This window comes from Mycobacterium stomatepiae (assembly GCF_010731715.1).
Classification (GTDB): domain Bacteria; phylum Actinomycetota; class Actinomycetes; order Mycobacteriales; family Mycobacteriaceae; genus Mycobacterium; species Mycobacterium stomatepiae.
This window is the reverse complement of sequence record NZ_AP022587.1, coordinates 831,274-854,993: the sequence shown is the minus strand read 5'-3', so window position 1 is coordinate 854,993 and position 23,720 is coordinate 831,274. Positions and strand designations below refer to the sequence as shown.

At 65.7% G+C, this 23,720-nt stretch carries 18 protein-coding genes and 6 pseudogenes; 12 read left to right on the top strand and 12 right to left on the bottom strand.

Annotated elements, in window-relative coordinates; translation table 11 throughout:
- The first annotated feature begins 5 nt into the window (after nucleotides 1-5).
- Complete coding sequence (locus tag G6N54_RS04200) at nucleotides 6-1,013, top strand: Gfo/Idh/MocA family protein (RefSeq protein ID WP_372513259.1); 1,008 nt, start codon at nucleotides 6-8, stop codon at nucleotides 1,011-1,013.
- A 4-nt stretch (nucleotides 1,014-1,017) separates the two neighbouring features.
- Here G6N54_RS04200 and G6N54_RS04195 read toward each other — a convergent pair whose 3' ends face one another.
- Nucleotides 1,018-1,836 (bottom strand): sugar phosphate isomerase/epimerase family protein, encoded by an 819-nt coding sequence (locus tag G6N54_RS04195; protein WP_163788692.1) that lies wholly within the window; start codon nucleotides 1,834-1,836, stop codon nucleotides 1,018-1,020.
- Nucleotides 1,833-2,402 carry a SecDF P1 head subdomain-containing protein gene (locus G6N54_RS04190; protein WP_163788691.1) on the bottom strand — a complete coding sequence of 190 codons (570 nt, stop codon included), beginning with the start codon at nucleotides 2,400-2,402 and terminating at the stop codon, nucleotides 1,833-1,835. Before G6N54_RS04190 ends, G6N54_RS04195 begins: the two co-directional genes overlap by 4 nt.
- Nucleotides 2,403-2,658: 256 nt before the next feature.
- On the opposite strand from G6N54_RS04190, the gene G6N54_RS04185 reads away from it, so the two are divergent.
- The 6 genes and pseudogenes from G6N54_RS04185 to G6N54_RS04160 all read left to right on the top strand — a co-directional run.
- Nucleotides 2,659-3,279 carry a TetR/AcrR family transcriptional regulator gene (locus G6N54_RS04185; RefSeq protein ID WP_232073727.1) on the top strand — a complete coding sequence of 207 codons (621 nt, stop codon included), beginning with the start codon at nucleotides 2,659-2,661 and terminating at the stop codon, nucleotides 3,277-3,279.
- 279 nt (nucleotides 3,280-3,558) lie between these two features.
- Nucleotides 3,559-4,761, top strand: coding sequence for a cytochrome P450 (locus G6N54_RS04180; RefSeq protein ID WP_163788689.1), 1,203 nt, complete (start codon nucleotides 3,559-3,561; stop codon nucleotides 4,759-4,761).
- A gap of 160 nt (nucleotides 4,762-4,921) precedes the next feature.
- Nucleotides 4,922-5,890, top strand: a pseudogene (locus tag G6N54_RS04175) (enoyl-CoA hydratase/isomerase family protein).
- 14 nt (nucleotides 5,891-5,904) lie between these two features.
- Nucleotides 5,905-6,207, top strand: a pseudogene (locus G6N54_RS04170) (CoA transferase); the annotation flags it as partial.
- A 67-nt stretch (nucleotides 6,208-6,274) separates the two neighbouring features.
- Nucleotides 6,275-7,039: an SDR family NAD(P)-dependent oxidoreductase gene (locus G6N54_RS04165; protein ID WP_163788688.1), complete on the top strand. Its 765-nt coding sequence runs from the start codon at nucleotides 6,275-6,277 to the stop codon at nucleotides 7,037-7,039.
- A 97-nt stretch (nucleotides 7,040-7,136) separates the two neighbouring features.
- Nucleotides 7,137-7,622 (top strand): annotated as a pseudogene (locus G6N54_RS04160) (hypothetical protein); the annotation flags it as partial.
- Here G6N54_RS04160 and G6N54_RS04155 read toward each other — a convergent pair.
- From G6N54_RS04155 to G6N54_RS04130, 6 genes and pseudogenes are all read right to left on the bottom strand, one after another.
- Nucleotides 7,619-8,980 (bottom strand): HNH endonuclease signature motif containing protein, encoded by a 1,362-nt coding sequence (locus G6N54_RS04155; RefSeq protein WP_163788687.1) that lies wholly within the window; start codon nucleotides 8,978-8,980, stop codon nucleotides 7,619-7,621. The pseudogene G6N54_RS04160 and the gene G6N54_RS04155 overlap by 4 nt on opposite strands.
- A gap of 207 nt (nucleotides 8,981-9,187) precedes the next feature.
- A pseudogene (locus G6N54_RS04150) lies at nucleotides 9,188-10,307 on the bottom strand (M24 family metallopeptidase).
- Nucleotides 10,297-11,502, bottom strand: a complete 1,206-nt coding sequence (locus G6N54_RS04145; protein ID WP_163788686.1) for a M24 family metallopeptidase — start codon at nucleotides 11,500-11,502, stop codon at nucleotides 10,297-10,299. Before G6N54_RS04145 ends, G6N54_RS04150 begins: the two are co-directional and overlap by 11 nt.
- Nucleotides 11,503-11,524: 22 nt before the next feature.
- On the bottom strand, nucleotides 11,525-12,202 hold the full coding sequence (locus G6N54_RS04140; protein ID WP_163788685.1) for a TetR/AcrR family transcriptional regulator: 678 nt from the start codon (nucleotides 12,200-12,202) through the stop codon (nucleotides 11,525-11,527).
- A 181-nt stretch (nucleotides 12,203-12,383) separates the two neighbouring features.
- Nucleotides 12,384-13,004: a hypothetical protein gene (locus G6N54_RS04135; protein WP_163788684.1), complete on the bottom strand. Its 621-nt coding sequence runs from the start codon at nucleotides 13,002-13,004 to the stop codon at nucleotides 12,384-12,386.
- 106 nt (nucleotides 13,005-13,110) lie between these two features.
- Nucleotides 13,111-13,921 (bottom strand): annotated as a pseudogene (locus G6N54_RS04130) (SigB/SigF/SigG family RNA polymerase sigma factor).
- A 422-nt stretch (nucleotides 13,922-14,343) separates the two neighbouring features.
- Between G6N54_RS04130 and G6N54_RS04125 the strand changes: the two are divergent.
- On the top strand, nucleotides 14,344-15,237 hold the full coding sequence (locus G6N54_RS04125) for an SDR family NAD(P)-dependent oxidoreductase (RefSeq protein WP_163788683.1): 894 nt from the start codon (nucleotides 14,344-14,346) through the stop codon (nucleotides 15,235-15,237).
- Here the strand turns inward: G6N54_RS04125 and G6N54_RS04120 are convergent.
- Together G6N54_RS04120 and G6N54_RS31475 are read right to left on the bottom strand one after the other, a co-directional pair.
- The gene (locus G6N54_RS04120) at nucleotides 15,234-15,515 is read right to left on the bottom strand and encodes a hypothetical protein (protein ID WP_163788682.1); all 282 of its coding nucleotides are present in this window, start codon (nucleotides 15,513-15,515) and stop codon (nucleotides 15,234-15,236) included. The two genes, G6N54_RS04125 and G6N54_RS04120, sit on opposite strands and share 4 nt — an antisense overlap.
- Nucleotides 15,516-15,649: 134 nt before the next feature.
- Nucleotides 15,650-16,162 (bottom strand): annotated as a pseudogene (locus G6N54_RS31475) (antibiotic biosynthesis monooxygenase); the annotation flags it as partial.
- 54 nt (nucleotides 16,163-16,216) lie between these two features.
- On the opposite strand from G6N54_RS31475, the gene G6N54_RS04115 reads away from it, so the two are divergent.
- The 3 genes from G6N54_RS04115 to G6N54_RS04105 are packed head-to-tail and all read left to right on the top strand — an operon-like array spanning nucleotide 16,217 to nucleotide 18,638.
- Nucleotides 16,217-17,392 (top strand): FAD-dependent oxidoreductase, encoded by a 1,176-nt coding sequence (locus G6N54_RS04115; RefSeq protein WP_264078275.1) that lies wholly within the window; start codon nucleotides 16,217-16,219, stop codon nucleotides 17,390-17,392.
- A gap of 56 nt (nucleotides 17,393-17,448) precedes the next feature.
- A complete protein-coding gene (locus G6N54_RS04110; RefSeq protein ID WP_163794505.1) occupies nucleotides 17,449-18,018 on the top strand; it encodes a DUF4389 domain-containing protein in 570 nt (189 codons plus the stop codon).
- A complete protein-coding gene (locus G6N54_RS04105; protein WP_163794504.1) occupies nucleotides 18,015-18,638 on the top strand; it encodes a class I SAM-dependent methyltransferase in 624 nt (207 codons plus the stop codon). Before G6N54_RS04110 ends, G6N54_RS04105 begins: the two co-directional genes overlap by 4 nt.
- 3 nt (nucleotides 18,639-18,641) lie before the next feature.
- Here G6N54_RS04105 and G6N54_RS04100 read toward each other — a convergent pair whose 3' ends face one another.
- Together G6N54_RS04100 and G6N54_RS04095 are read right to left on the bottom strand one after the other, a co-directional pair.
- Complete coding sequence (locus tag G6N54_RS04100) at nucleotides 18,642-21,179, bottom strand: ABC transporter permease (protein ID WP_232073328.1); 2,538 nt, start codon at nucleotides 21,177-21,179, stop codon at nucleotides 18,642-18,644.
- Nucleotides 21,176-21,919, bottom strand: a complete 744-nt coding sequence (locus tag G6N54_RS04095) for an ABC transporter ATP-binding protein (protein WP_372513258.1) — start codon at nucleotides 21,917-21,919, stop codon at nucleotides 21,176-21,178. The genes G6N54_RS04100 and G6N54_RS04095 overlap by 4 nt, the downstream gene beginning before the upstream one ends.
- A 307-nt stretch (nucleotides 21,920-22,226) precedes the next feature.
- Here G6N54_RS04095 and G6N54_RS04090 point away from each other — a divergent pair, with 307 nt between their 5' ends.
- Nucleotides 22,227-23,642: a WS/DGAT/MGAT family O-acyltransferase gene (locus G6N54_RS04090; protein ID WP_163788680.1), complete on the top strand. Its 1,416-nt coding sequence runs from the start codon at nucleotides 22,227-22,229 to the stop codon at nucleotides 23,640-23,642.
- The last annotated feature ends 78 nt before the right edge of the window (nucleotides 23,643-23,720 follow it).

The following is a 23,720-nucleotide window of genomic DNA, read 5'->3' as shown; positions in this document are numbered from 1 at the left end:
GTAGCGTGCCTTCCGTGTTTGGAAACGAAGCCCCGCTGCGGATCGGCATCCTGGGAGCCGCCGCGATCGCGCCGATGGCGCTGATCAGACCCGCCAGGGACAACGCCGAGGTGGTGGTGGCCGCGGTGGCCGCCCGCGAGGGCGCGCGTGCCCGAGCCTTCGCCGCGAAACACGGCATCGCCCGGGTACACGATGACTACGACAGCCTGATCGGCGACCCGGACCTCGACGCGATCTACAATCCGCTGCCAAACGGCTTGCACGGCAAGTGGACCCGAGCAGCGCTGGCGGCCGGCAAGCACGTGCTGTGTGAAAAGCCGTTCACCGCCAATGCCGCCGAAGCCCGCGAGATCGCGGACCTGGCCGCGGCGTCCGATCGTGTGGTGATGGAAGCCTTCCACTATCGCTACCATCCGCAGACTCTGCGGGCCGAGGAGATCATCGCGTCGGGGGAGCTGGGCAAGCTCAAGCATGTGGAAGCCACGCTGTGCTTCCCGCTACCGAAATTTTCCGACATCCGGTACAACTACGCGCTGGCCGGCGGCGCGAGGATGGACGCCGGCTGCTACACGGTCCACATGGTCCGCACCTTCGGCGGCTCGACCCCGGCAGTCGTTTCGGCGCAAGCGAAACTGCATGATCCGCGGATCGACCGGGCGATGACGGCCGAGTTGCGCTTCGCCGAGGGACACACCGGCCGTGTCCGCTGCTCGATGTGGTCGCGGCGTCTTTTCGACATCAGCGCCAAGGTGGTCGGCGAACGCGGACAGCTGCATGTGCTCAATCCGGCGATGCCGCAGATGTTCCATCGGCTCTCGATTCGGACCGCGGACGACAATCGTGTGGAAAGCTTTCCGCGCCGGGCCTCCTACGCCTACCAGCTTGACGCGTTCGCCGCCGCGGTGCTGCGCGGCGCGCCGGTGAAAACCACCGCGCAGGACGCGGTCGAGAACATGACCGTCATCGACGGGATCTATCGCGCCACGGGCCTGCCGCTTCGCGAACCGAGCTGAACAGCTAGCGATCGATCTCGGCCAACAAGCGGCGCACGGCCTCGACACACGGGCGAACCCGATCGATCGGGCTGACCCCGGCCAACGCCAATGACCTTCTGGGCACTTCGATTTCGAGCACGATGTCGGCGGGAAGCACGGACAGGATGTCGATGAGCGGAAGTTCGCCTTCACCGGGAACCATCCGCTCGAACATGGCTTCCTCCATGTAGTTCTCCAAGCGCGGCCGCAGCGTCGTGTCGTTGAGTTGGACATAGCCGATGTGTTCGGGGTCGACGGCCGCCAGATCGGCCGCGTCGGACCCCGAGCGCACCAAATGCATGGTGTCGATCAGCAATCGAAAGTCGTTTCGTCCGACGTGTTCTCGTGCGGCCAGTGCGGTGCGAAGGTCACCCACCGTCAGCCCGGGTACCGGTTCGACGACGGTCGCGATGTTGCGCTGGGCGGCCAGTTCGGTCAGCGCGGCGAACTGGTCGAAGGTGCGGCCGAGATCGGGATCGAGACTGACGACGTTGATCCGCGGTACGCCCAGCTCAGCCAGGACGTCGAGATCCGCACCGAATGAACTGATTTCGGTGTCGGGCAGGACCAGGAATCCGTCTCCCAGCGACGCCGCGACACCATGGTGGTGCATCGCGGCGAACACGTCGGATCGCAACGCGGCATCGTCCTTGAGGGAAAACGGCGCATAGCCGAGCGGCACCAAGGGGACGCCTCGCACCACGGTGGAGATGTAGCGACAGCCGAGATCGGCGGCCAGTTCGACGAACTCGATCGGTGGAAGGCCGAATCCGTTGAGAAAGCCGATGGCGAGTTCGGTCATGCCGGTCGGCCCGCCAATTGGGCCAGCTGCGCGGCGGCCTGAGCCGTTTGCGTCGTGAGCGCGATCCGGCCGGACGTGACTTGCTCTTCGATCATCGGCGCCTCCAGCACCAGATCGTCGCGGATGAAGGCGACATGGGCATGCAGGTGCGCGGCGGTGAATGCCGCCCACGCGGTTTCCGATGCGGCGTCCACCGTCAGAATCACCTGGTAGAAATCCGCCGTCAGCGGCTTCGGCGGGTCCACGTGGGTCAGCTCGAGCCGCATCGTCTCCGGTCCCAGGGTGTACCGGGTAGTCCGGGCCAGGTCGCAGGTCACCAGCACGTCGCCCGGCGGTACCGGGGCGGCGGGATTCGTCGCGGGGCATTTGTCGGGTGAGGTGGGCTGTGACTTCACGACCGGGCGAACCGGCAGTGGCGCGATCCTTACGGCCGGCGCCGGCGGCGGAGTGGTGGGCGCGGCGGTAATGGTCGAAGTGACGGCCGGATGTTGGGTCGTGTGACAGCCGCAACCCAGCGCGCCGAGCAGAATAGCGCTGATCAGCCGGACGGTCGTCGTAGCGGGCATCGAACTCAAGCAAAGTAGGTCGACCGCCGATTGTCGTCCAATAGCGCGAATCGTGATGACACCGTTGCACCAGCGACGCCTGCTTTACGGACACTACGAACATAGAGTAGGGTCGTGCTGCACGCCAGCGAATATTCACTTTAGATCCTCGCCACGAAAGCTCGTGTTCATGGCTCAATACCCGTCCGTGTCTGCGAAAAGGCGAAAGCCCAACCCTGCGGAGCGCCGCCGCGATCTGTGCGATGCGGCGATCGAGCTGTTGGCCGCCGACGGGGCCAAGGGATTGAGTCATCTGAAGGTGGATCGCAAGGCCGTCGTTCCCGACGGCACCACCTCGTTCTACTTCCGGACCCGTTCCGCGCTGCTGCGTGCGGTCGCCGAACGGCTCGCCGAGCTGGATCTGGAACGGTTGCAGTCGATCGCCGACAGCGCCGCCGGCACCGGAGACAACCCCACGCCGTCGCTGTTGTCGCAGGTGGTGATCCAAGCCGGCACCGAGCCACAGTTGTCCTGGACCAAGGCTCGCTACGAGCTGACGATGCAAGCGGCGCGGGATCCCGCGATGGCCGCGATTCTGCAGCAAGCCACGGACGCCTTCACCAAGTTGCACCGCGAGATCCTGGTGCAACTGATGCCGCACGGGGCCGAGTTGGAATCTGCGGTGGTCGAGGATCTCAGCAACGTCACTCTGACGTTCATCAACGGGCTGTTGATGCGCGCCGCCCACGGCGACCGGGTTGTCGACACCCCGGAGCAACTCGACGCGATCCTGACGGCCATCGCCACCGGCATCCTGAAGAGTCCGGACCGTGGCCGCCTCACCGCGGGTGGTGATGTGCCCCCGGCGGGCGGCCGCCGTGCCGCCGCCTCGGGCTGACCGCGGAAACTGCCGGCTGGCCGGACGACGCGCCGGGTTTCGTGCTTTTGGGTCTTGCCACACCATCGACTATATGATTCTCTACGAGAATAGAGTGAGCCGATGTTCACGGGCCGTCGGCGAGCCTTGTGTCAGCCGAGCCCGTGCGTTTGTCGAAGCAAGCGCATTTAAGCGGAGTGTACAAATTGCCCGAACCGGGTCCGGCGCTCATCCACTGGCGACCTCAGCCGTATTTCGGTCGCGCCCGCATCCGGAATCGGTAGTGCTAGGAGGGATTTCGTGACGGCCAGCACCGAAAGCCATGTTCGTTTCGATCCGTACGACGTCGAGCTCATCGCCGACCCGTATCCGATGTTTGCGCGCCTTCGCGACGAGGCGCCGCTGTATTACAACGCGGAATACGATTTTTACGCGGTGAGCCGATTCGCCGATGTCAACAAGGGCATCATCGACCACCAAACGTACAGCTCCGCGCGGGGCGTGATCATGGAGCTGATCAAGGCCAATCTCGAGATTCCGTCGGGCATGCTGATCTTCGAGGATCCGCCGATTCACGACATTCACCGCAAGCTGCTGTCGCGGATGTTCACCCCTCGCAAGATCGCCGCGCTGGAGCCGATGATCCGCGACTTCTGCGCGCAATCGCTGGATCCGTTGGTGGGCTCCGGCCGGTTCGACTTCGTCACCGACCTGGGCGCGATCATGCCGATGAAGGTCATCAGCGCCCTGCTCGGGATTCCGGAAGAGGATCAGGAATACATCCGCGACCGCGGCAACGCCCAACTGCGCACCGAGCCCGGCAAGCCGATGAGCGCCGCCGAGCATGGCTTGTCGGTGGGCGAGCAGTTCGAGGCCTACATCGACTGGCGCGCCGACAATCCGTCCGACGACATCATGACCGAGCTGCTCAACGTCGAGTTCGTCGACGACGCCGGGACCACCCGGCGGCTGCGGCGCGAGGAGATTCTCGTCTACCTCAACGTGGTGGCCGGAGCGGGCAACGAAACGACAACCCGCTTGATCGGTTGGGCGGGCAAGGTTCTCGCCGAGCACCCCGACCAGCGGCGCGAACTCGTCGAAAATCCCTCGCTCATCCCGCAGGCGATCGAGGAACTGCTGCGCTTCGAGCCGCCCGCGCCGCACATGGCACGCTACGTGACGCGCGACGTCAGCCTCTACGACCAGACGGTGCCGGAAGGCAGCGTGATGATGATGCTGATCGGCGCAGCCTGCCGCGACGAGCGTCAGTTCGGTCCGGACGCCGGCGAATTCAACATCCACCGCCCCTCCCGGCCGCATCTCACCTTCAGCGTGGGAGCGCACTTCTGCCTGGGCTCGGCGCTGGCCCGGCTGGAAGGCCGTGTCGCGCTTGAGGAAATCCTCAAGCGCTTTCCGGAGTGGGAGCCCGATCTGACCAATGCCACGCTCAGCCCGACGTCGTCGGTGCGGGGCTGGGAAACCCTGCCCACCGTGGTGCCCTGATGACCGGCCGCGTCGAAGTCAAAGTCGTCTTCAGTGGCGGTGCCGCTCGGGGCAGGGCCGCAGCCACGCGGTGTGCCTGGCGCTCTGACGGATCGCGTTATGTCACTGGCGTTTTGCTTCCCGTTGGCGCGGGCTCAAATAGAGAAAGTGAAGAAATCCAATGCCCGAATTCGACTACGAAAAGCTGAAAAAAGAAGCCGAGCAGTACATCAAGTTCGAGAAGGATAAGAAGAACCGGATCGCCTACATCACCTTCGACCGTCCCGAGGCGCAGAACGCCACCAGCTTGGGCATGCGGCAGAACTACGCCGATTTGATCCACAAGTGCAATGTGGACGACGACGTCAAGGTCGTCGTAATCCGGGGCGAGGGAGAGGATTTCGGTAGCGGTGGGGACTTGCCCGAGCAGCGCCCGATGCTGGAGAACCCCGGCTTGCCACTGCATCACGAGCTCGCGATCAACGACGACGACGTCAAGTACCCGCCGGGTGGGTCCTACCGGTAGCTGTCCACCGTCACCGACTTCTACGCCAAGGCGCGTGCCGGTAACCGTCCCCTGCAGGAGCTGCGCAAGATCAGCATCATCGAGGCGAAGGTCTACTGCTACGGCTGGCACTTCTACCAGGCCGGCGATGCCGACCTGGTGATCTCCTCCGACGATGCTCTGTTCGGGCGCCCAGCGTTCCGCTATGTGGGGTGGGGACCCCGGTTGTGGTGGTGGGCCGAGACGATGGGGCTGCGAAAGTTCTCCGAAATGCTTTTCACCGGACGGCCGTTCAGTGCCAAGGAGATGTACGACTGCGGCTTCGTCAACAGCGTGGTGCCGCGCGAAAAGCTGGAAGAGGAGACCCTGAAATACGCGCTGGCGTGCTCGCGGTCGCGTCCGACCGACACGGTCGCCGTACAGAAGACATTCCTGGAGCTCTACAAACAGCACAAGGGTGAATACTTCGGCAGTCTGCTGACCGGCATGGTCGAGGGCATGCTGCCGATGATCAAGAACGACGCGGAAGAAGTCGACCTGACCGGCGGGACGTTCGAGAAGGGCCTGAACAACGCGGTGAAGGACAACGACATGAACTTCCCGCCGGAGTGGCGCCTGAGCCGCTCGGGACGCGCGAAGCCTTGACCGTCTGAGCTCGCATGTCGGCGCTGACGGGGTTCCGAGTCGTCGAGCCGGCGGGGTCGGTTGCAGGGGAGTACTGCGGAAAACTGCTGGCCGACTTCGGTGCCGAGGTCATCAAGGTCGAGGCGCCTGGGCGTGGTAGCCCAACGCGGGCTATGGCGCCCGTCCTCGCTGACGGGTGCGACGGCAGTGCGCTGTTCGCCTACCTCAACACCAACAAGCAGTCCGTCGAGCTCGACATCACCGAGCCATGGCTGCGGGAGCTGATCGGTACCGCAGATGCGGTCATTGCGGACGGCGCATCGAGCGGGGCGCACCCGACCTGGGCGAGGACACCGATTATGTTCTCCGCGAAATTCTGGCTGCATCAGCAACGTTGGGCGAGTTATGACGGCAAAACTGGCACAGACCGTGGCACTGGTGACCGGTGCCAGCAGTGGGATCGGCGCGGCGACGGCTAAAGCCCTGGCCGCCGACGGCGCGGCGATCGCCTTGCTGGCACGGCGGGCCGAACGGCTGGCCGAGCTGAAAGCAGATATCGAATCCGGCGGCGGCACGGCGCTGGTGGTGCCCGCAGACGTCACCGACCCCGAGCAAGTGGCGTCCGCGGTACGGCGAACGGTCGCGGAATTTGGACGTCTCGACATCCTGGTGAACAATGCCGGCCGGATGCAGTCCGGACCCGCCGACCAGGAGCCACTGCAGGACTGGGATCAGATGGTCTCCGTCAACGTGCAGGGCGTGCTCTACGCCACCCGGGCGGCGCTGCCGCACCTGATCGAGGCCGCCGCCGACGCCGGCCGCGGCGTGGCCGACCTGGTCACGATCAGCTCGACCGCCGGCTGGGTGGCCCGCCCCAACACCGCGGTTTATTCGCTGACCAAGTTCGGTGTCAATGCATTCAGCGAGGGGCTGCGCCAAGAGGTGCTGGGCAAGCGGGTGCGGGTCGGCGTGGTGGGGCCCGGCACCGTCGACACCGAAATCTTCAGCCACCTGGCCGACACCTCGCGGGAGGCAATCGAAAGGCAGACCGCCGGGATGGTCATGCTGCGGCCCGAGGACATCGCCGACGCGGAGCTGTTCATGGTGACCCGCGACCGACGGGTGGCAGTCAACCACATGCTGGTGCGCGCCGCCGAACAGACCTGGTAATCAGGTGACTTCGCGGTGGGTCGTCGGTGACGAATCCGAGCTGACGTTTCCGGCCGACCCCGCGTCGCTGCGCGAGGGCGGGGCCCGCTTCCTCACCGCGCTGTGCCATTGGAACGCCAATATAGACAACGCGTGGTTTTGGCGGGACGCCGACCGGGTGCTGCACTGCGGCCTGATGGACTGGGGCTGCGTCAGCCAGATGAATCTGGGTATGGCCATCTGGGGCGCCATGTCCGGCGCCGAAACCGACTTGTGGGACCTACATCTCGATGATCTGCTGCAGCTGTTCGTCTCGGAGGTCCGTCGCCACGGCGGCCCGCGGCTCGAAGCGGCGCGGTTGCGCCGGCACACCCTGCTCTATGCCGCTGCGATGGGAGTCGCGTGGCTATTGGATGTGCCGGCCCTGATACGCAAGAAGTTTGGAGCTGAGGGGCCCAGCACTCGTACGGACCCACGCATCAGAGCCGACGAAAGTGTCCGCGCGCCACTGCAGATGCTGTGCAACCTGCTGAGCGTGTGGGAGCGTTATGGCATGGGGGATTTACTCGATGCCGCCCTGGCCGAGGAAGGGCGCGTCGCCTAGGGTGCGTCGTCGTCTCGGTCTTGGAGCAGCTTTTCGGGGTGATGAAAGGTGTTGACGCGTGGTTGGCCGCGATCCAAGTGCGGGGGCGGAAGCCATTCGGTCTCGCCCCTGCCGTTCTTGCGGGTGGTCCAACCGCCGGGGCGCAGCAGACGGTGTTGGGCCCCACAGGCGAAGGTCAAGTCGTCGACATCGGTGGTGTGACACGTGGCCCAATCGGTGACGTGGTGCACTTCGCAGTAGTACCCGGGTACGGTGCAGCCCGGGGCCGAGCAGCCACGGTCCTTGGCGTACAGGACAATTCGTTGCGCGGGTGACGCTAGCCGTTTCGTGCTGTACAGCGCCAGGGCTTTGCCCTTGTCGAAGATCGCCAAATAGTGGCGGGCGTGGCGAGCCAACCGGATAGCGTCGCTCATCGGCAGGAGCGTGCCGCCGCCGGTGAGGCCGCGACCGGCGGCGGCCTCCAGCTCGGCCAGGCTGGTGGTGACGACGATCGAAGCCGGCAGCCCGTTGTGCTGCCCGAGTTCGCCCGAAGCGAGCAATGCTCTGAGTGCCGCATTCAGCGCGTCGTGCTGGCGTTGCCCCGCGCTGCGGAAATCCCGCTCAATCGACTGCTCGCTGGGACTCCCTTCCACGCAAGGGCTTTCGTCGTCGGGATTGCACATTCCCGGAGCACCCAATTTCGCCCACACCGCTTCCACGGTGGCGCGGGCCTCGGGGGTCAGCCAGCCCCGCAACTCCGACATCCCATCGCTGCCTTGGTTGCCCAGGCTCAGTCCGCGGCGCCGCGCACGATCCTCATCGGTATAGCTGCCATCAGGATTGAGGCAATCGGCCATAATCGCGGCTAGCTCCGCGACTTGTTCGGGCCGGAAATTGGCGCCCTCTGTGGCCAGTTTGATCTCGGCTTGCTCGCGCGTAGTCCCATCAATCCAGCCGGGTAACTGGTGGTAGAACTTGCGGATCGCCGCCACTTGACCGGGTCCCAGCGTGCCCTGCCGCTGCTTGGCGGCGGTGGCCGCCAACATCGGTGCGAGCGGTTCGCCGGTCAACCCGCGCCGCGGCCCCAGGTCGGTGGCTTCCCGAATGCGCCGCGACGCTTCGGAGCGACTGATCAACGTCGCTTCGGCAATCGCATGCGACAGCTTGCCGCCGATCTCTTGGGGCGTGGCCTGCCGGACCAGATTATTGATGAAAGTGTGTTCAACCGCCGGCAGTCGGCGGCGCACTTTCTCGCAGTGCTGCAGCATCGCCATCAGCTCGCGGGTCGCGAGCGCGTCGCAGTCGTGCTCCAGGAGTTCATCGAAGGCAGCGTGAATGGTGTCGAAAGCCGCCGATAATGCTTCGCGATCCGTACTCACACCCCAAATTTATCGACGCCCACCGACAAAAATGCCTGCTATGTGACAGCAGAAACTAAAGTGACACAAGGGAATTCAGCATTCGGCAGGCGCCGAGGGCGAGCGGGACGCGGATGCCAGTCTACTGCCGATTGCTCGTTCGACCGACAAAGGTGACTACCAACTTCTGCGCGACTGCCACGACATCAGTGCGTGGGGACGACCGAACTATAGGTGTCCGTCGGCCCATGACGGGCTGCCGGTCAGCACCTCGACACCGCTATCGGTGATAAGGACGGTGTCCCGGCGGAACACCGCGCCGATGCCCTGCTCCCAGACGTAGCCGGTGATCGCCAGCACCATACCGGCGTCGAGCTGTTCGTGTTCGCCTGCGGCGAGCAGTGTTTCGGACACCACCGGCGGATCGAAACCCAATCCTAGCCCGTGCGCGATCGGCATCGGCGGTATCGGCTCACCAACCGCCTCGTACGCTGTCAGTAGTTCGCCAGTCGGCGCACCATCCCGACAGGCGGCAAGCATTCTGTCGTACAGCATGTTTGACCGTTCAAAGAGAGTCAATGCCTCACTAACGTCGCCGACCGGCCAGGTCCGGCCGACCTCCGCGACATACCCATTGGCCAGCGCCCCGGCGCCGAAGGCGACGAGGTCGCCCGGCCGGACCTCGGCCTGACCCCGATGCCACGGCCGTTCCCGCGAGGTCACCCAGGCGGCGTCCTGTGTGGCCGGCGTGCTGACCCCACCGGCGGCCATCGCCTCCATCATGGCGCCGGCCAGCGTCCGCTCGGATACGCCTGGCGCCAATTCGGCCGCGGCAGTAGCGAGTCCGTGCTCGGCGATACGCAGCGCGCTGTCCATCGCCGTGATCTCGTGGGGTGTCTTGATGCGCCGGGCCGCGCGCATCGCCGGCTCGGCATCGACGAGTTCGGCATTCGGGAACGCGTCGGGCAGCAATGCCGCGAAAGTCGGTGTGATCGCGTCGGTTCCGACGCGCCGGCCGCCCCGGCGCCGGCGACCTCTTGAGCGCGTCGATCAGCGTCATCGGGTTCCAGGCCAGCCCGTAGAGGTGGTCGTGATCGATCTCCTCGGGGACTCCCTCGTCGTCGGTGCTGTTGAGGTAGATGTCTCCGGTCGCGCGCACCAGCACACACATCGGACCGAACGGCCGCGTCCCGGCAATCCAAAGCTGCGGTGCGCCGGTCACGTAGCGAATGTTGGCTTGGCGGCCGAGCACCAAGATGTCGAGGCCGTGTTCGTCCATTTGGGCCAGTGCGCGTTCCCGGCGCCCGGAGCGTAGTGCCCGGGTGTCGGGCAGAATTTCAGTCGCCATAGGGCGCATAGGGGTAGTCGGTAATCGGCGCGTAGCCGTCTTCGGTGATCACCACGATCTCCTCGCTGCGGTAGCCTACTGTGCCGTCCTCCCACATCACGGGTTCCAGCACCAGAACCATGCCGGGCGGAAAGACGAACGTGTCGTCGAACTCCTCGCCGAGATCCGTGCCGATCAGCGGCGCTTCGGCGGGATAGGTGCCGATGCCGTGACCGAGATAGAAGTGCGGCAGCCAGGGTTTGCGGCCCCCGTTGGCGGCGATCGCGGCGCGTGCCAAATCCCCGGATGTGACACCGGCTTTGGTCACCGCGAGCACGGCGTCCAGCACCGTGCGCCACTGACGGAACTGGGCGTCCTGCTGTGCGGTCGGTTTCTCGCCGACGATCCAGGTCCGGCCGAAATCGGAACAGTAGCCGTGGTAGGTGATGCTGATGTCGGTCCACAGCACGTCGCCGGCGACCAGTTCGCGCTCGGTCGGGAGCAGCGGCAGCGCGAGATCGCCGTGCGTCGTCCACACTCCGGCCTCTCGGGAGCTCGGCATCACCTGCCAGATCGCCTCCAGCATGTTGGTGGTGGCCCCGAGTTCGAACGCACCACGAACGAAGGTGGCCGAAAGATCGATCTGCCGCACGCCCGGCGCCAGGGCCTTCTGCACGTCGACAATCGCTTCCTCGGTGATGCGGGCTGCCCTGCGCAGACAAGACAGCTCGTCGCGGGTCTTCACCAACTGCGCGGCGCCGAGGACGATGGCCGCATCCGTCGGCGGACCCGCCGGGAAGAGTTGGGGTGCTGCCCGGCGCATCGCCCCGGCGAGCTCGTCGACGGCGATGCTTGCTCCCGCCGGGATCAGTGCGGCCAGCTGCCGCGCGAAATCCTGTACCCCGTAGTCGAATTCGAGGTAGGCAGGGCCGCGCAGATGGTCGTCGGGCACCGGCGACTCGGCGGACGATCCGCTGCGCAACGGCATGAACAGGTGTGGATGCTCATCGTTCGCGAGTAACACCGCGACCGGACGCTCGACGTGCGAGAGGCCGGCATCCAGCAGCGGCCAGCTCGCTCCGGTCGCGTAACCGACGTAACCGTTCATCAGCAGGAGCAGCGCATCGACGCCGTGTTCGGCCATCGCCGAGCGGATCCGGGTCCCGACCTCGGCGCGCATCCGGGCCCAGTCCGACTCGTCGGGGATGTCGATCATCGCGCTCCTCGTTGTGGGGCGGTCAGTCGCCCGCCGCACTCACATGAACCGGCGCGCACCACAATCCGACGATCGCGTCGATCAATCCCTCGCCGGCGACCAGCCAACTGGAACGCGATCGTGGCCCGTGCTCGGCCAGCGCGCCCTCGTGCTCGGCGCAGGTATGCATCAGCAGATTTCGGACCATCACGATCCGCTCGGAGCGCACTCGCTTGGGCAGGTCGGGCAGGCATCGGGTGATGCCCTCGATCGTCTGTACCAGCCGCGGTGACATCAGGGCGTCCTTGGTGACGACGTGGTGATAGGTGGGGTCGGCCATCGCCTGGGCCGCGAATCGGGCGTACCAGCTGGGCGTGCCCAGTGCGGCCAGATGATCGGTGAGGGGCCGCACCAGGGTGCTCACCCAGTCTCGCAGCTCGGTCGAATCGCCGATGTCGTCCAACATCTGCGCCCGGAGTTCTTCGATCGGCTCCCGATGCTTGCTCTCGATCGCGCGCAACAATTCGGTCCGGGTACCGAAGTGGTAGCACGCCGCGGCGTTGTTACCCTGCCCGGCTGCCTCGCTGATCTGCCGGTTGGACACGGCGTACATTCCGCGTTCGGCAATTAGCCACTCGGCGGCGGACAGGATCGCTTCTCGGGTACCCGTCGACCTCTCGGAGCGCGCAGTCCGCTCGGCTTTCACCGCCCCAGTGAACACTGCGGCAGAGGTTGAATCAACCCATTTATTTAATCAGTGTCGCGCGGGCAATAGCGCCACCGCATCGGCGCCTACCTGCCCGGTCGGCCTTAGAGTTGTTGATTGGCGTTGGTGCCGTGAAGTTTCGGGTGAGTCGATATCGCTGGCGTTGCTCAGCAGCCCGACGTAGTACGACCGCGATTCAGCCGCCGAGCCCCTTCTTCACGGCGGCGTCCTGCTTTTGGCCGATGTCGTTGATGAAGTCCGGCGGAGGCAACGTGTCAGGCGGGCCGTCGAATTCGATCGTGACGAAAGTCTTGCCCTCGGTGAACACCAACACCGCAATGCCCTTGGAGCCGTCGGGCGAGTTGCCGGACACCACCGCTCCGTCCGTACCGATCTTCACCGCTTCGGTGGACGGATGCTTGATCGCGCCACTTTGTGCCGATTTCGCGGCGTTCAATGCGCCCGTCGCGGCACCGGGGTCCGCCAACACCTGGATGGTGTCTTTGATGGTGTGGCTGTTGTCCTGGGTGTTGAAGGTGATCGCCGCGCCGGGCTGGCCGTTGGGGTTGCTGGTCGGCGGCGTGCCCGTGAAGGGAACCGGAGCATCGATATCGGTCACCTGGATCAACCAGCCGGTGTAGTCGGCCGCCGGCGCGGTGGAAGCCGAAGAGGTCGGTGGGGCACTGGTCTTGCTCGATGAGGTGGCCGACCCTGAGGTTGTCGGCGATGGCTTTTGATTGCCGCCGCAGCCGGCCACGGCCAACGCCAGCGCTGTCGCCGCAGCCACCGCCGTGACTACCGGTCGTGAAAGCCTCATCGCGTCGTGCTCCTTCCAGGCTCGATCTGGCAACGGAGTCGATTTCACCCCAAACGCACAGTACAGTGCGCGTGTCGCCGGACGGCCGGGCACCAAGGCGCGAGAGCTATTCCAGCTGGTCACGCAGGGAGGTCAAGGTATTCGCCAGGATGCGCGACACCTGCATCTGGGAAACCCCGATTCGCTTCGCGATCTCACTCTGTGTCATCGATTCGAAGAACCGCATATGCAGAACCTCCCGATCGCGCTCCGGAAGGTTGGCTATCAGGGAGCGCACCGCTTCGCGGTTGGTGATGTGGTCGATCTGAGGATCGACGGCACCGACCGCGTCCGCCACCAGGCGGGTCCGCCCGGAGTTGTCGGCGCCCACCGGCGCGTCCAGAGATTCCAACTGGTAGGCATCGCCGGCTACCAGGCATTCGACGATCTCGTCGTGGGTGACTCCCAGCTCCTTCGACAGCTCGCGGGCGGTCGGAGCCCGGCCCAGCGTCTGCACTAAATCCCCTGTCGCCCTTGTAATTTGGACGTGCAACTCACGCAGCCGGCGAGGCACCCGCATGCCCCAGCTGTAGTCGCGGAAATGGCGCCGAACCTCGCCCATCATGGTGGGAATCGCGAACCCGATGAAACTAGGCCCTTTTGCGGGGTCGAACCGGTTGATGGCATTCATCAGCCCCAGGGCGCGCGACCTGGGTCAGGTCGTCCAAGCCCTCACCGCGTCGCGCGAAATGGCGCGCCACGTGGTCGGCCAGCGGAAGGCACCGGTTCACAATGCATTCGCGCTGACGGCGATACTCGTGTGATTCGGCGGGCATGGCGCTCAGCGCCAGGAACATCTCGACGACGTCGTCGTAGGAATCGTCCTTGCGCGTGGTAGCCGGCCGGGTGGGCCGGGGCGGAGCCAGGACTTCGGTCATCTGTGAGACCCCCCGGCTGCGATCGGGCGTCTGGCGAAACAGTCTGTGCACCAATGAATTTGCATTACGACACACTCCCCTGGGAGTCGCGCGCAGCAGCCATCGCGGGCGTGCGCGCGGGACCCCATTAACTCAGTCCGTCGGACGGATCAGTTGTTGTTCACAGCGCGTGCGCCACCACAGGAGGGCGACCCGGGGGTTGTCGATCACCGGAGCGACAGTCCAGCAGCCGTACGGCTGACTGACCGCTTTTAGCTAAACGGTGACGTGTCCAGACGGACTCGATTCCGATACTACCCCCTTGGGTCGCTTTGGGGATGAATCGGTGCTTGTTGGCAATCGTCGGCCGCCCGGGCAATAGGCGCTCCGGCGTTCTCGACCCGGAAAACGCTGGTCAACGACAAACGCGTACTGTTCGGCAAATGTCGATCCCGACGAGCAGTGAAAACCTACTGGCCGGGCGCGCGGCAGTGGTGTCCGGGGGAAGCCGCGGCATCGGCCGCGCGGTCGTCGAACTGCTGGCAGAACTCGGCGCCGGCGTCGAGGTCAACGGTCGTGATGGAGATGCCGTGACGGACACCGTCGCGGCGGTCACGGCGGCGGGGGGCCGAGCCACCGCGGTGGTCGGGGCCGCGGATGACGAGACCGTCGCCATCGCGCTGGTGGACACCTGCCGCGACAGCTTCGGGCGCTTCGACATCCTGATCAACTGCGCCGGGATTGCCGAACCGCCCGGCTCGTCGATCCTGGACATAACGCCCGAAGAATTCGATCGGCTGATCGGCGCCCATGCCGGCACGGTGTTTCACACCTGCCGGGTCGCCGCACGTGCGATGGCCGCGCAGGGGCACGGAACGATCGTCAACACAAGTTCGGTGGCTTTTCTGGGTGATTACGGTGGCACCGGCTACCCCGCGGGCAAGGGTGCCGTCAACGGCTTGACGGTGGCCATCGCCGCGGAGCTGAAGTCCAAAGGCGTGCGGGCCAACGTGGTATGCTCGGGGGCGCGGACTCGGCTTTCCACCGGATCCGAGGACGAAAAGCACATCGCGGATTTGCACCGCCGCGGATTGCTGGACGACGTGACCAAGCAGGCATCGCTGGATAGTGCACCGCCCGCGTTCGTCGCCCCGCTCTATGCCTATCTCGCCAGCGATCTGGCGCGCGACATCACGGGCCAGATCCTGGTTGCCGCAGGCGGTTTCGTCGGACGCTTCGACCGGCCGACGCCGTCCCTGCTGGGGTACCGCGACCATCACGACGCGGCGCCGTGGGGAATCGAGGACCTGCACAAGATGTTTGGTGCGCGCGGCTAGCCCGTCAGCGTGAAAAGCGCTAGAAGTACGACGTAGGCCGCCACTACCGCGGCCGCGCCCGCGGCGGTGATCCGGGTCGACGCCCCGTCGATCGGGTCGAGCCAGCGCCGGAACGGGCGCGACACGGTGGGAACCAAGACCCATTGCAGCGCAACGATGCTGACGATATTGCCGGCGAAGATCGACACCGACGGGCTCGCCCCCAGCTTGCCCAGCGCGGGCGAGAGCGATTTCGACAGCAGCATGACGGTGGGGTACAGGCAGAGCAGCACCAGCATCGCCGTCTTCCAGGCCGGGGTAATCCGGGTCTGCCCGTCGGCAACTCGAATCGTCGACCCGAACGGTGCGCTCGGGTCAATTCGGCGAAGTCGTCGGTCAATCCGCCGCGCAGCCGCGGCAGCGCATCTTGGCGCTCGCGCGAGCGCATCCAGTTCGTCAGCTGATCGGCGCGGCGGAATCGGAGCACCGACATCCATTGTTGTCCGGCCGCATCGGCCGGAAATACCGCTGTGCCTTCGTATCCGGGAAATGCGAAGATGCTGCGTGTGAGTTCGCTTTGCGTGGCGATGAATTCGGCTTCCTTGGCGGGAGCGACGCTGTGCAGAAAGATACCGACGTTAGCGGGCGGCGGCTCACCCTGCGTCAGGACCAGATCGGATGCGCGCTGCCACCAGCCTTGCGCCTCGCCTTCACGCAGAACGGCTTGGCGCTCAGCGCTGTCCAGCCAAGCGTCGAGTACATCGGCATCGCGGAAGGTGACCTCGACAGCCCAATCCAGCGGCCTGTTGCCTTGAACCGATTCGCGCGCACTTACGTGTCCAGGAGAGTGACGCGCCGAAGCAAGATAGCCCACCACCCACTGGCCGAATCGCGCCGGATCAGAGGGCGGATGGAACAGCGTGATCGCACGAGCGCCAGCAGTCATATCAGCTGTTTACCATCCTCGTCGTCGCGATCGGGGCGGCCACTGCGGGTCTTGGTGATCGGCGCGGGAGTGAGCGGCATATCGGTCGCCCGCGGTTTGCTGCGGGACGGGCACGACGTCACCGTCTTCGATCAGCGCGCCGATACGCGCGCGGGTGGGGGTGCCGTGACCATCTGGTCCAACGGCGAGACGGTTCTGCGTCAGCTGGGCGTCGACATGGCTGGCGCGGGCCAACTGCTGTCCACCGTGCGCCTGCGGACGTCGAAGGGACACCGGGTCGCCACGGTCGATGTGGACGCAATGGTGAAGCGAATGGGCGCGCCCGTTCGGATGGTTCCCCGCCGGGTTGTGCTGGAACGCCTGCTGACAGACTTCCCGGCCGATCGCATCCGCTGCAACACGCGTGCCGCTCAGGTCATCATGATGCCCGACGGCGTCGCGGTCGGGTTCGAGGACGGCAGCGTGGTCGAAGGCGACCTGCTGATCGGCGCCGACGGTCTGCATTCGGTGATCCGGGAGGTGGTCGGCGCGCCGGCCGCCGAACCGACCGGCTGGTGCAGCTGGCAGGGTCTGGTGAGCCTTCCCGAGATCGTCGACCGGGAGACGGCTTACATCGTCATTGGCGCGCACGGAAATACCGGCCTCTGGCCGGCCGGCGGCGGATGCGTGCAATGGTGGTTCGACTTGCCGTGGTCCCACGAATTCATTCGGCCACGTCGCCCGATCGAAGCGATCCGACGCACCTTCGCCGGCTGGTCCGAGTCGGTCGACCTGTTGCTCGCGAAACTGACCGACGAAGATTTGGCGCAATCGCCCTACCCCCATTTCCAGCATCCGGTACCCGCACCGTTGAGCGCCGGGCCGGTGACCTTGCTCGGCGACGCCGCGCACACGATGCCGCCCACGTTCGCGCAAGGAACGAATCAGGCTCTGCTCGACACGATGGTGTTGTGCAAGACGATCGCGGGCCTCGACTCCGGCAGCAGCCGGGCCGAGCTTTCGGCTGCGCTGCGCTCGTACGAGAAGACTCGGCGAGGTCAGGTCAGCGCCGTGTCTCGGGTCGCGTCGCTGCAGGTCTCGCATAGCGAGTCCGTGTTGCGGCCGGCGGCATTGATACCGGATCGACTACACACCTGGATACTGACCGAGTTCGTCCGGATGACCAGCCACCCGCGGATCGCCGCGCAGATCGATCGCGATCTCGCGGCACTAACCCCTGCGACGCGATGACCGGAACCAGGGTCATCGAGATCGAATCGGCCCATGCGCCGGTAGAGATCGTCCGCGTGCGTGGCGATTTCGATTCCCCGTCACGCTGGCTCTGGCTCGTCAAGTGGTGTGTGCTGGCCGTGCCGCACTATCCCATCCTGATTCTTCTTTATCTGGTGTATCCGATTCTGACCGTCGTGGCCGGCGTCGCGATCCTGTTCACCGGACGCTACCCACGCCCGATCTTCGACTTCAACGTCGGCGTGCTGCGCTGGTCCTGGCGCGTGATGAACTATCGGTTCCCGATGAACAGCACCGACAGATACCCGCCCTTCACGTTGGCGGCCCGGCCCGACTATCCCGGCGAGCTCGACGTCGAATATCCCGAACACCTGACGAATTGGGCTGTCCTGGTGAAGACGTGGCTATTGGGGGCTCCGCAGGTACTTCTGTGCTGGGCGCTGGAGCCACTGCTGCAGGTCCTGTGCGTGATCGCCGCGGTGGCGCTGTTGTGCACCGGGACGACCCCGCGGGGCATGTTCGATCTGCTGATGGGCATCGTTCGGTGGCGCTACCGGGTGGCTGTGTATGTATCGTTGATGCGTGACGAGTATCCGCCATTTCGAATGGACCTAGGTAGCCGATAGCGTCCGCTAATCCGTTGTTTCCCTACATATATCGGTTCGGTCAGCCGGTCTTCGACCGCCTCTTCTACAACCGGTACCGCCGAGACGCGATCGCGCACGCGACAGGCCGGCTGCTGATGGTCGGCCTGGGACCGGGGACCGACATGAAGTTCGTCCCGCCCGCGGTGACCTCGATCTCGGCGGTGGAGCCGGTGGCCGCGTTCCGTGAGATGGCGTCTCGTCTGGCGTCTCGCCACGGGATCACCGCCGACATCGTCGAGGGGACGGGCGAGTCAATACCGTTCGGTGACAACAGCTTCGACTCGGTGCACATCGGGTTGGTGTTGTGCTCGGTCGAAGACGTCACCGCGACGCTGGCGGAGATCCGGCGGGTGCTGGTGCCGGACGGCCGGCTGGTCGTGCTCGAGCACGTGCGCGGCGAGGGCCTGATGGGCCGATTGCAGGACCTGGTCAGCAAGCCGTGGTCGTGGTTGGCCGCGGGTTGCGAACCGAACCGGCGCACCGTCGACTCCATCGCGGCGGCCGGATTCGACACGACGGGATTGCGCGCCATCCCGCGCACTCCGGTGCCGTTTCCGTGCAAACCCCACCTGCAGGGATTCGCGACGCTGATCGAGTAGCTCTTACTCGATGCCGACCGCTTCGATGATGTTCAGTCGGGCCGCGCGGCGGGCGGGGGGCACCGAGCCGAGCAGGCTGATCGCCAGCGCGCCCAGGGTAAAGGCAAGGGCCATCCAGCTGGGGTGGAACGTGACGTGGAAATTCATCATGTCGCCGCTGACCAGACTGAACAGCCACTGGTCCGCGCAGCCGAACATCAGCCCCAAAACACCGCCCACGAAGCCGATTCCGGCCGCCTCGGCCAGCACCATTCGCAGGGTGAACCGACGGCTGGACCCCATCGCCCGCAGCACCCCGATTTCGCGGCGCCGTTCCAGCACCGAGAGGGTCAACGTGTTGAGCAATGCCACCGCGGCCACCAGCACGACGATGATCCACACGGCATTGGCGATGAACATGCTCTGATGCATCGGCGCTTCGAGCCCCGCCAGCTCGGCGTTGCCGTCGTAGACGTAGTTCGGTGCCGGCACCGCCGCGCGGACGTCGGTCAGTAACCGATGCGCGTCGACGCCCGGGGCCGCGGCGATCTGCAGCGTCGTCGAGACCGGCCGGTCGAACCACGACCGCATTTGATCCAAGCCCAGGCCGAGGGTGCCGATAACCGTCGAGAAATACGGCACCAGGGCCAGCACCGGCGCCTGCCGCACGCCGTGCGGGGTTTGGATGCGAAGCTGGTCGCCGACCCGAACGCGCAGGGTCTTGCCCAGATTCTGGGAAAGCACGACCCCCCGACCGGCCAGCACGTCGTCGCGCACCTGTCGGGCAAGCGCCCGGTACAGCGGGTCGGCGGACCCGGCCGAGAACCCGTCGAGCATCACCCGGGCGCCCCCGACTTCGGCGAATCCGTACGCGCCCTCGGTGACATGCGCGACGCCCGGCACGGTGGCCAGTTTGTCGGAAAGTCCTTGCGGCAGAGCGTCAGTGGGGTAGGTGTCCGGAGAATTCGCGCTCACCCAGACCGGGGTGTCCACCACCGAGGCGAAGATGCCCCGCGCGGACCGGATCATGTAGTTGTTGGTGCCGGTGATCGTGACGGTGGTGACGACCGCGATCACCACCGTCATGACCGTCGCCCAGACCCGTCGCGGTGCGCGCTGGATCGTCGCCGCGGCCAGGGCGCCGACGGTACCGAATACTCGCGCGGTTGCGGCCGCGGCGTTGACGATCGGCACGGTGAGCGCGAAGCCAAGTGCGATCTCGGCGGAGAACACGGCCGACATCGCGATGAACGCCAAGACGCCGCGCTGGGTGATGACGACCGCGATCGACGCCGCGAAGGCCACGACCGCCCCAACACCGCATACCACCCGCAGCCAGCGCGGGACGCGGTCGGCGGCCGACACACCGACGGGTGCCAGCGCCTCGATCGGTGCGACCTTGTATACCTGCCGGGCGGCCATTGCCGAGGCCACCACGCTGGTCAGCGCGGTCGTCGCGATGGCGATCGGTATCGCGTAGCCGGGTAGCCAGTAAACGATGCGGGCTTCGAGGCCTTGCGTCATGGCCGGTGGCAAGCGGCCAATCGCGAGGCGGCCCATCAGGATTCCGATGGCCGACCCGATCCCGCCGCCGATCACCCCGAGAATCGCCGACTCCGCGAGCATGTCGCGGACGATCACGGCGCGTCGGCCGCCGATCGCGCGCAGCATCGAGATGACCGGCCGGCGCTGGGTGATCGCCATCGTCATCGTGGTGTAGATCAAGAAGGCGCCGACCACCAACGCCACCATCGCACCCATCAGGGCCATATAGTTCATCAGCTTGACACCGTCGCCGGCCCGAGTCGCCCTCATGCTCGGGTCGGCGACGATGGCGCGGCCATTGACCGCTGCAGCTACCGCGGAGCGAACCTGTCCCAGATCGGCGCCGGGCGTGATCGTGATCAGGATCGAGTCGAGCTGACCCTGGCGGCCGGTGATGTTCTGCGCCAACGCAAGTGGCGCAAGGACATAGTGGCCGCCGTTGAGGGCCGCCACCTCTTTGCCGGTGAGCACCTCGGTCACCGTCACCGAATCCGAACCGAGCTGGAACGTCTCTCCCTTGATACGACCGACTCCCGGCCCGACGCGGACTCCGTTAGCGGGCCCGGGCGGATTCTCCGGTTGTTCTGGCGCGCCGTTTTTCTGTTCTGGTGCAGCGCTTTTCAACGAGTCCTTGAGTGCACCCCCCAAGGCCGCGAGTCGATCGTCGGCACCGAACAGCAGCACCGGCCCCGACGAGGTGGACACCGATGTACGGATCATCGGTGCGGCGGTCGCCACCCCGGGAATCGCGGCGACGTCGGCGGCGATCGCGTCGGGAAAGCCCGCGTCGGTGATCCCGGAGACCTCCAGCGAGGCGATGCCGGCGATCCCGTCGCTGAGTCGATTGACCGACCCGGTGATCGATCCGAAGATGCCGAATACCGCCACCAAATAAATTGCAGAGACCGCCATTACGGCGATCGACGCGACAGTTCGTCGGCGGTGCACGGCGAGTTCGCGAAGGCTGAACACCCGCAGGCGGCTCGCGGTGGCGCCGATCGCGGAACCCGGCCTCACACCAGGACCGCCGATCGTTCGTTGGAAACGATCCGCCCGTCCTGCAGCATGATCACCCGATCGGTTGCCTCCGCGGCTTCGGGGTTGTGGGTCACCATCACCACCAGCCGGCCGCGTCCGGCTTCGTGCGCGACATCGCCGAGCAGCGTCAATATCGAAGCGCCCGTGCTAGAGTCGAGGTTTCCGGTGGGTTCGTCGGCCAAAATCAGCGGTGGGTCCATCATCAACGCTCGCGCCACCGCGACGCGCTGCATCTGGCCGCCGGAGAGTTCGGCCGGCCGGTGCTCGGTGCGGTGTCCCAGACCCACCCGCTCCAGCAGCCGGACCGCGTCAGGTTTGGCCTTGCCCAGCCGTACGCCGTCGAGGAGCTTCGGCACCGCAACGTTCTCCCACGCGGACAGGGTCGGTAGGAGATTGAAAAACTGGAAGATGAAACCGACGCGGTGATGGCGAAACTGCGACTGTTGCTGGTCGTTGAGACGGCCGATCTCGTCCCCGTCGAATTCGATCGACCCGGAATCCGGGGAGTCCAGCGCGCCGAGCAAATGCAGCAGGGTGCTTTTGCCAGCACCGGACGGCCCGACCATCGAGACGAACTGCCCGCCCTCGAGGCGCAGGCTGACGTCGTCGAGCGCGCGGACGTTTTGTCCGCCAATCTGGTATTCGCGCACCACATCACGAAATTCGATGGTCAGCAGCTTGTGCTTGGGGCCGTTGCTGGCGCCGACTCGTCTGAACATGATCCTCCTGCGAGTCCGCATCTGATCAGCGCGTGTCTGCCGCTATCCGCACGGCGCCCAAGGCGCTGGTACCCGGTTAACGAGACCCAACCGTGATCGGTTCATTCAGGGTTCGGCGCGGCCCACGAGGCGGTGCCCGCGTGCGGTCCGCCGGCCCCGGTCGCCCGCACGTCGGTGGATACCGTGACGGTATGTCTTCAAGATTTAACCGAGTACGCCTTCTCTCGGAGTAGCTGACCACTGGTCAGCTACCTAGACTCCTAGGCGCCGGGGGGGTTTACGAAGGTCACTGGTCGAGCGGGCGGCTATGGAACGACTGAGCGGGCTGGATGCGTTTTTTCTCTACTTGGAGACGCCGACACAACCACTGAACGTGTGCTGTGTGCTGGAGCTGGACACGTCGACAATGCCGGGGGGCTATACCTACGGCAAACTTCGCTCGGCACTGACCAAGAGCGTGGCGGGGGTGGCGGAATTCCGGATGAAGCTGGCCGACAACCAGCTCAATCTGGATCACCCAGTGTGGGTGGACGACGCGAATTTCCAGTTGGAACACCACCTACAACACATCGGTGTGCCGGCGTCCGGGGGTCGCCGCGAGCTGGCCGAGATCTGTGGTTACATCGCCGGGCTGCCGCTCGACCGGGATCGACCGCTCTGGGAGATGTGGGTCCTGCGGGGCGGTGCCAACAGCGACTCCGTCGTGATGATGCTCAAGGTTCACCACGCGCTCGTCGACGGCGTCGCGGGTGCCAACCTGCTGGCCCACCTGTGCAGCTCGGAACCCGATGCGCCGGCACCGCAGGCCGTCAGTGGCGCGGGTGGTGGTAAACCGCTGGAGATCGCGGTGAAGGGACTGATGGGCGTTGCCCGCCGTCCGTTGCGGTTGGCGACGGTGGTGCCCGCGACGATCCTGACGCTGGCGCAGACCGTGCTGCGGGCGCGCGAGGGCCGCACGATGGCCGCGCCGTTCTCGGCCCCGCCGTCGCCGCTGAACGGCTCCGTCACGCGGTACCGCAGCATCGCCTACACCCAGCTGGATATGCGCGATGTCAAGAGAGTGAAGGAACGCTTCGGGGTGACCGTCAACGACGTGGTCGTGGCGTTGTGTGCCGGAGTGTTGCGGCGATTCCTGCTGGAACGCGGTGAGCTGCCCGACAATCCGCTGGTGGCAACCGTGCCGGTATCGGTGCACGGCAAGTCCGACCGTCCGGGGCGCAATCAGACCACCTGGATGTTCTGCCGGGTGGAAAGCCAAATCAGCGATCCCGCCGAACGTATTCGCGCGATCGCCGCGGGAAACAGGGCCGCCGAGGAGCACACTGCGGCGTTGGGTCCCACCCTGCTCCACGACTGGACGCAGTTTGGCAGTCCGACGATGTTCGGTGCGGCGATGCGCCTGCTACCGCGCATTCCGATCAACCGCAGCGCCTACAACCTGATCCTGTCGAATGTTCAAGGCCCGCGGGATCAGCTGTACTTTCTGGGTTGCCGTGTCGACGCGATGTACCCGCTCGGGCCGATCATCGGTGACGCCGGACTCAACATCACCGTGATGTCGCTCAACGGCGAACTGGGCATCGGCCTTATCGGCTGCCAGGATCTGTTGCCCGACCTGTGGGGTATGGCCGACGCGTTTCCCGATGCGCTCAAAGAGCTCCTGGAGTGCCCCGACGCCAACCCAGACACGCCGCCTGACGACAGCTACCCACCGGATGCGTGAGGACGCGACCGCGTCACTCGCGACCGGCAACCGGTATGCCGGGTCTCGTCGCCTCGGTTCGCTCAACAATGTCGCATG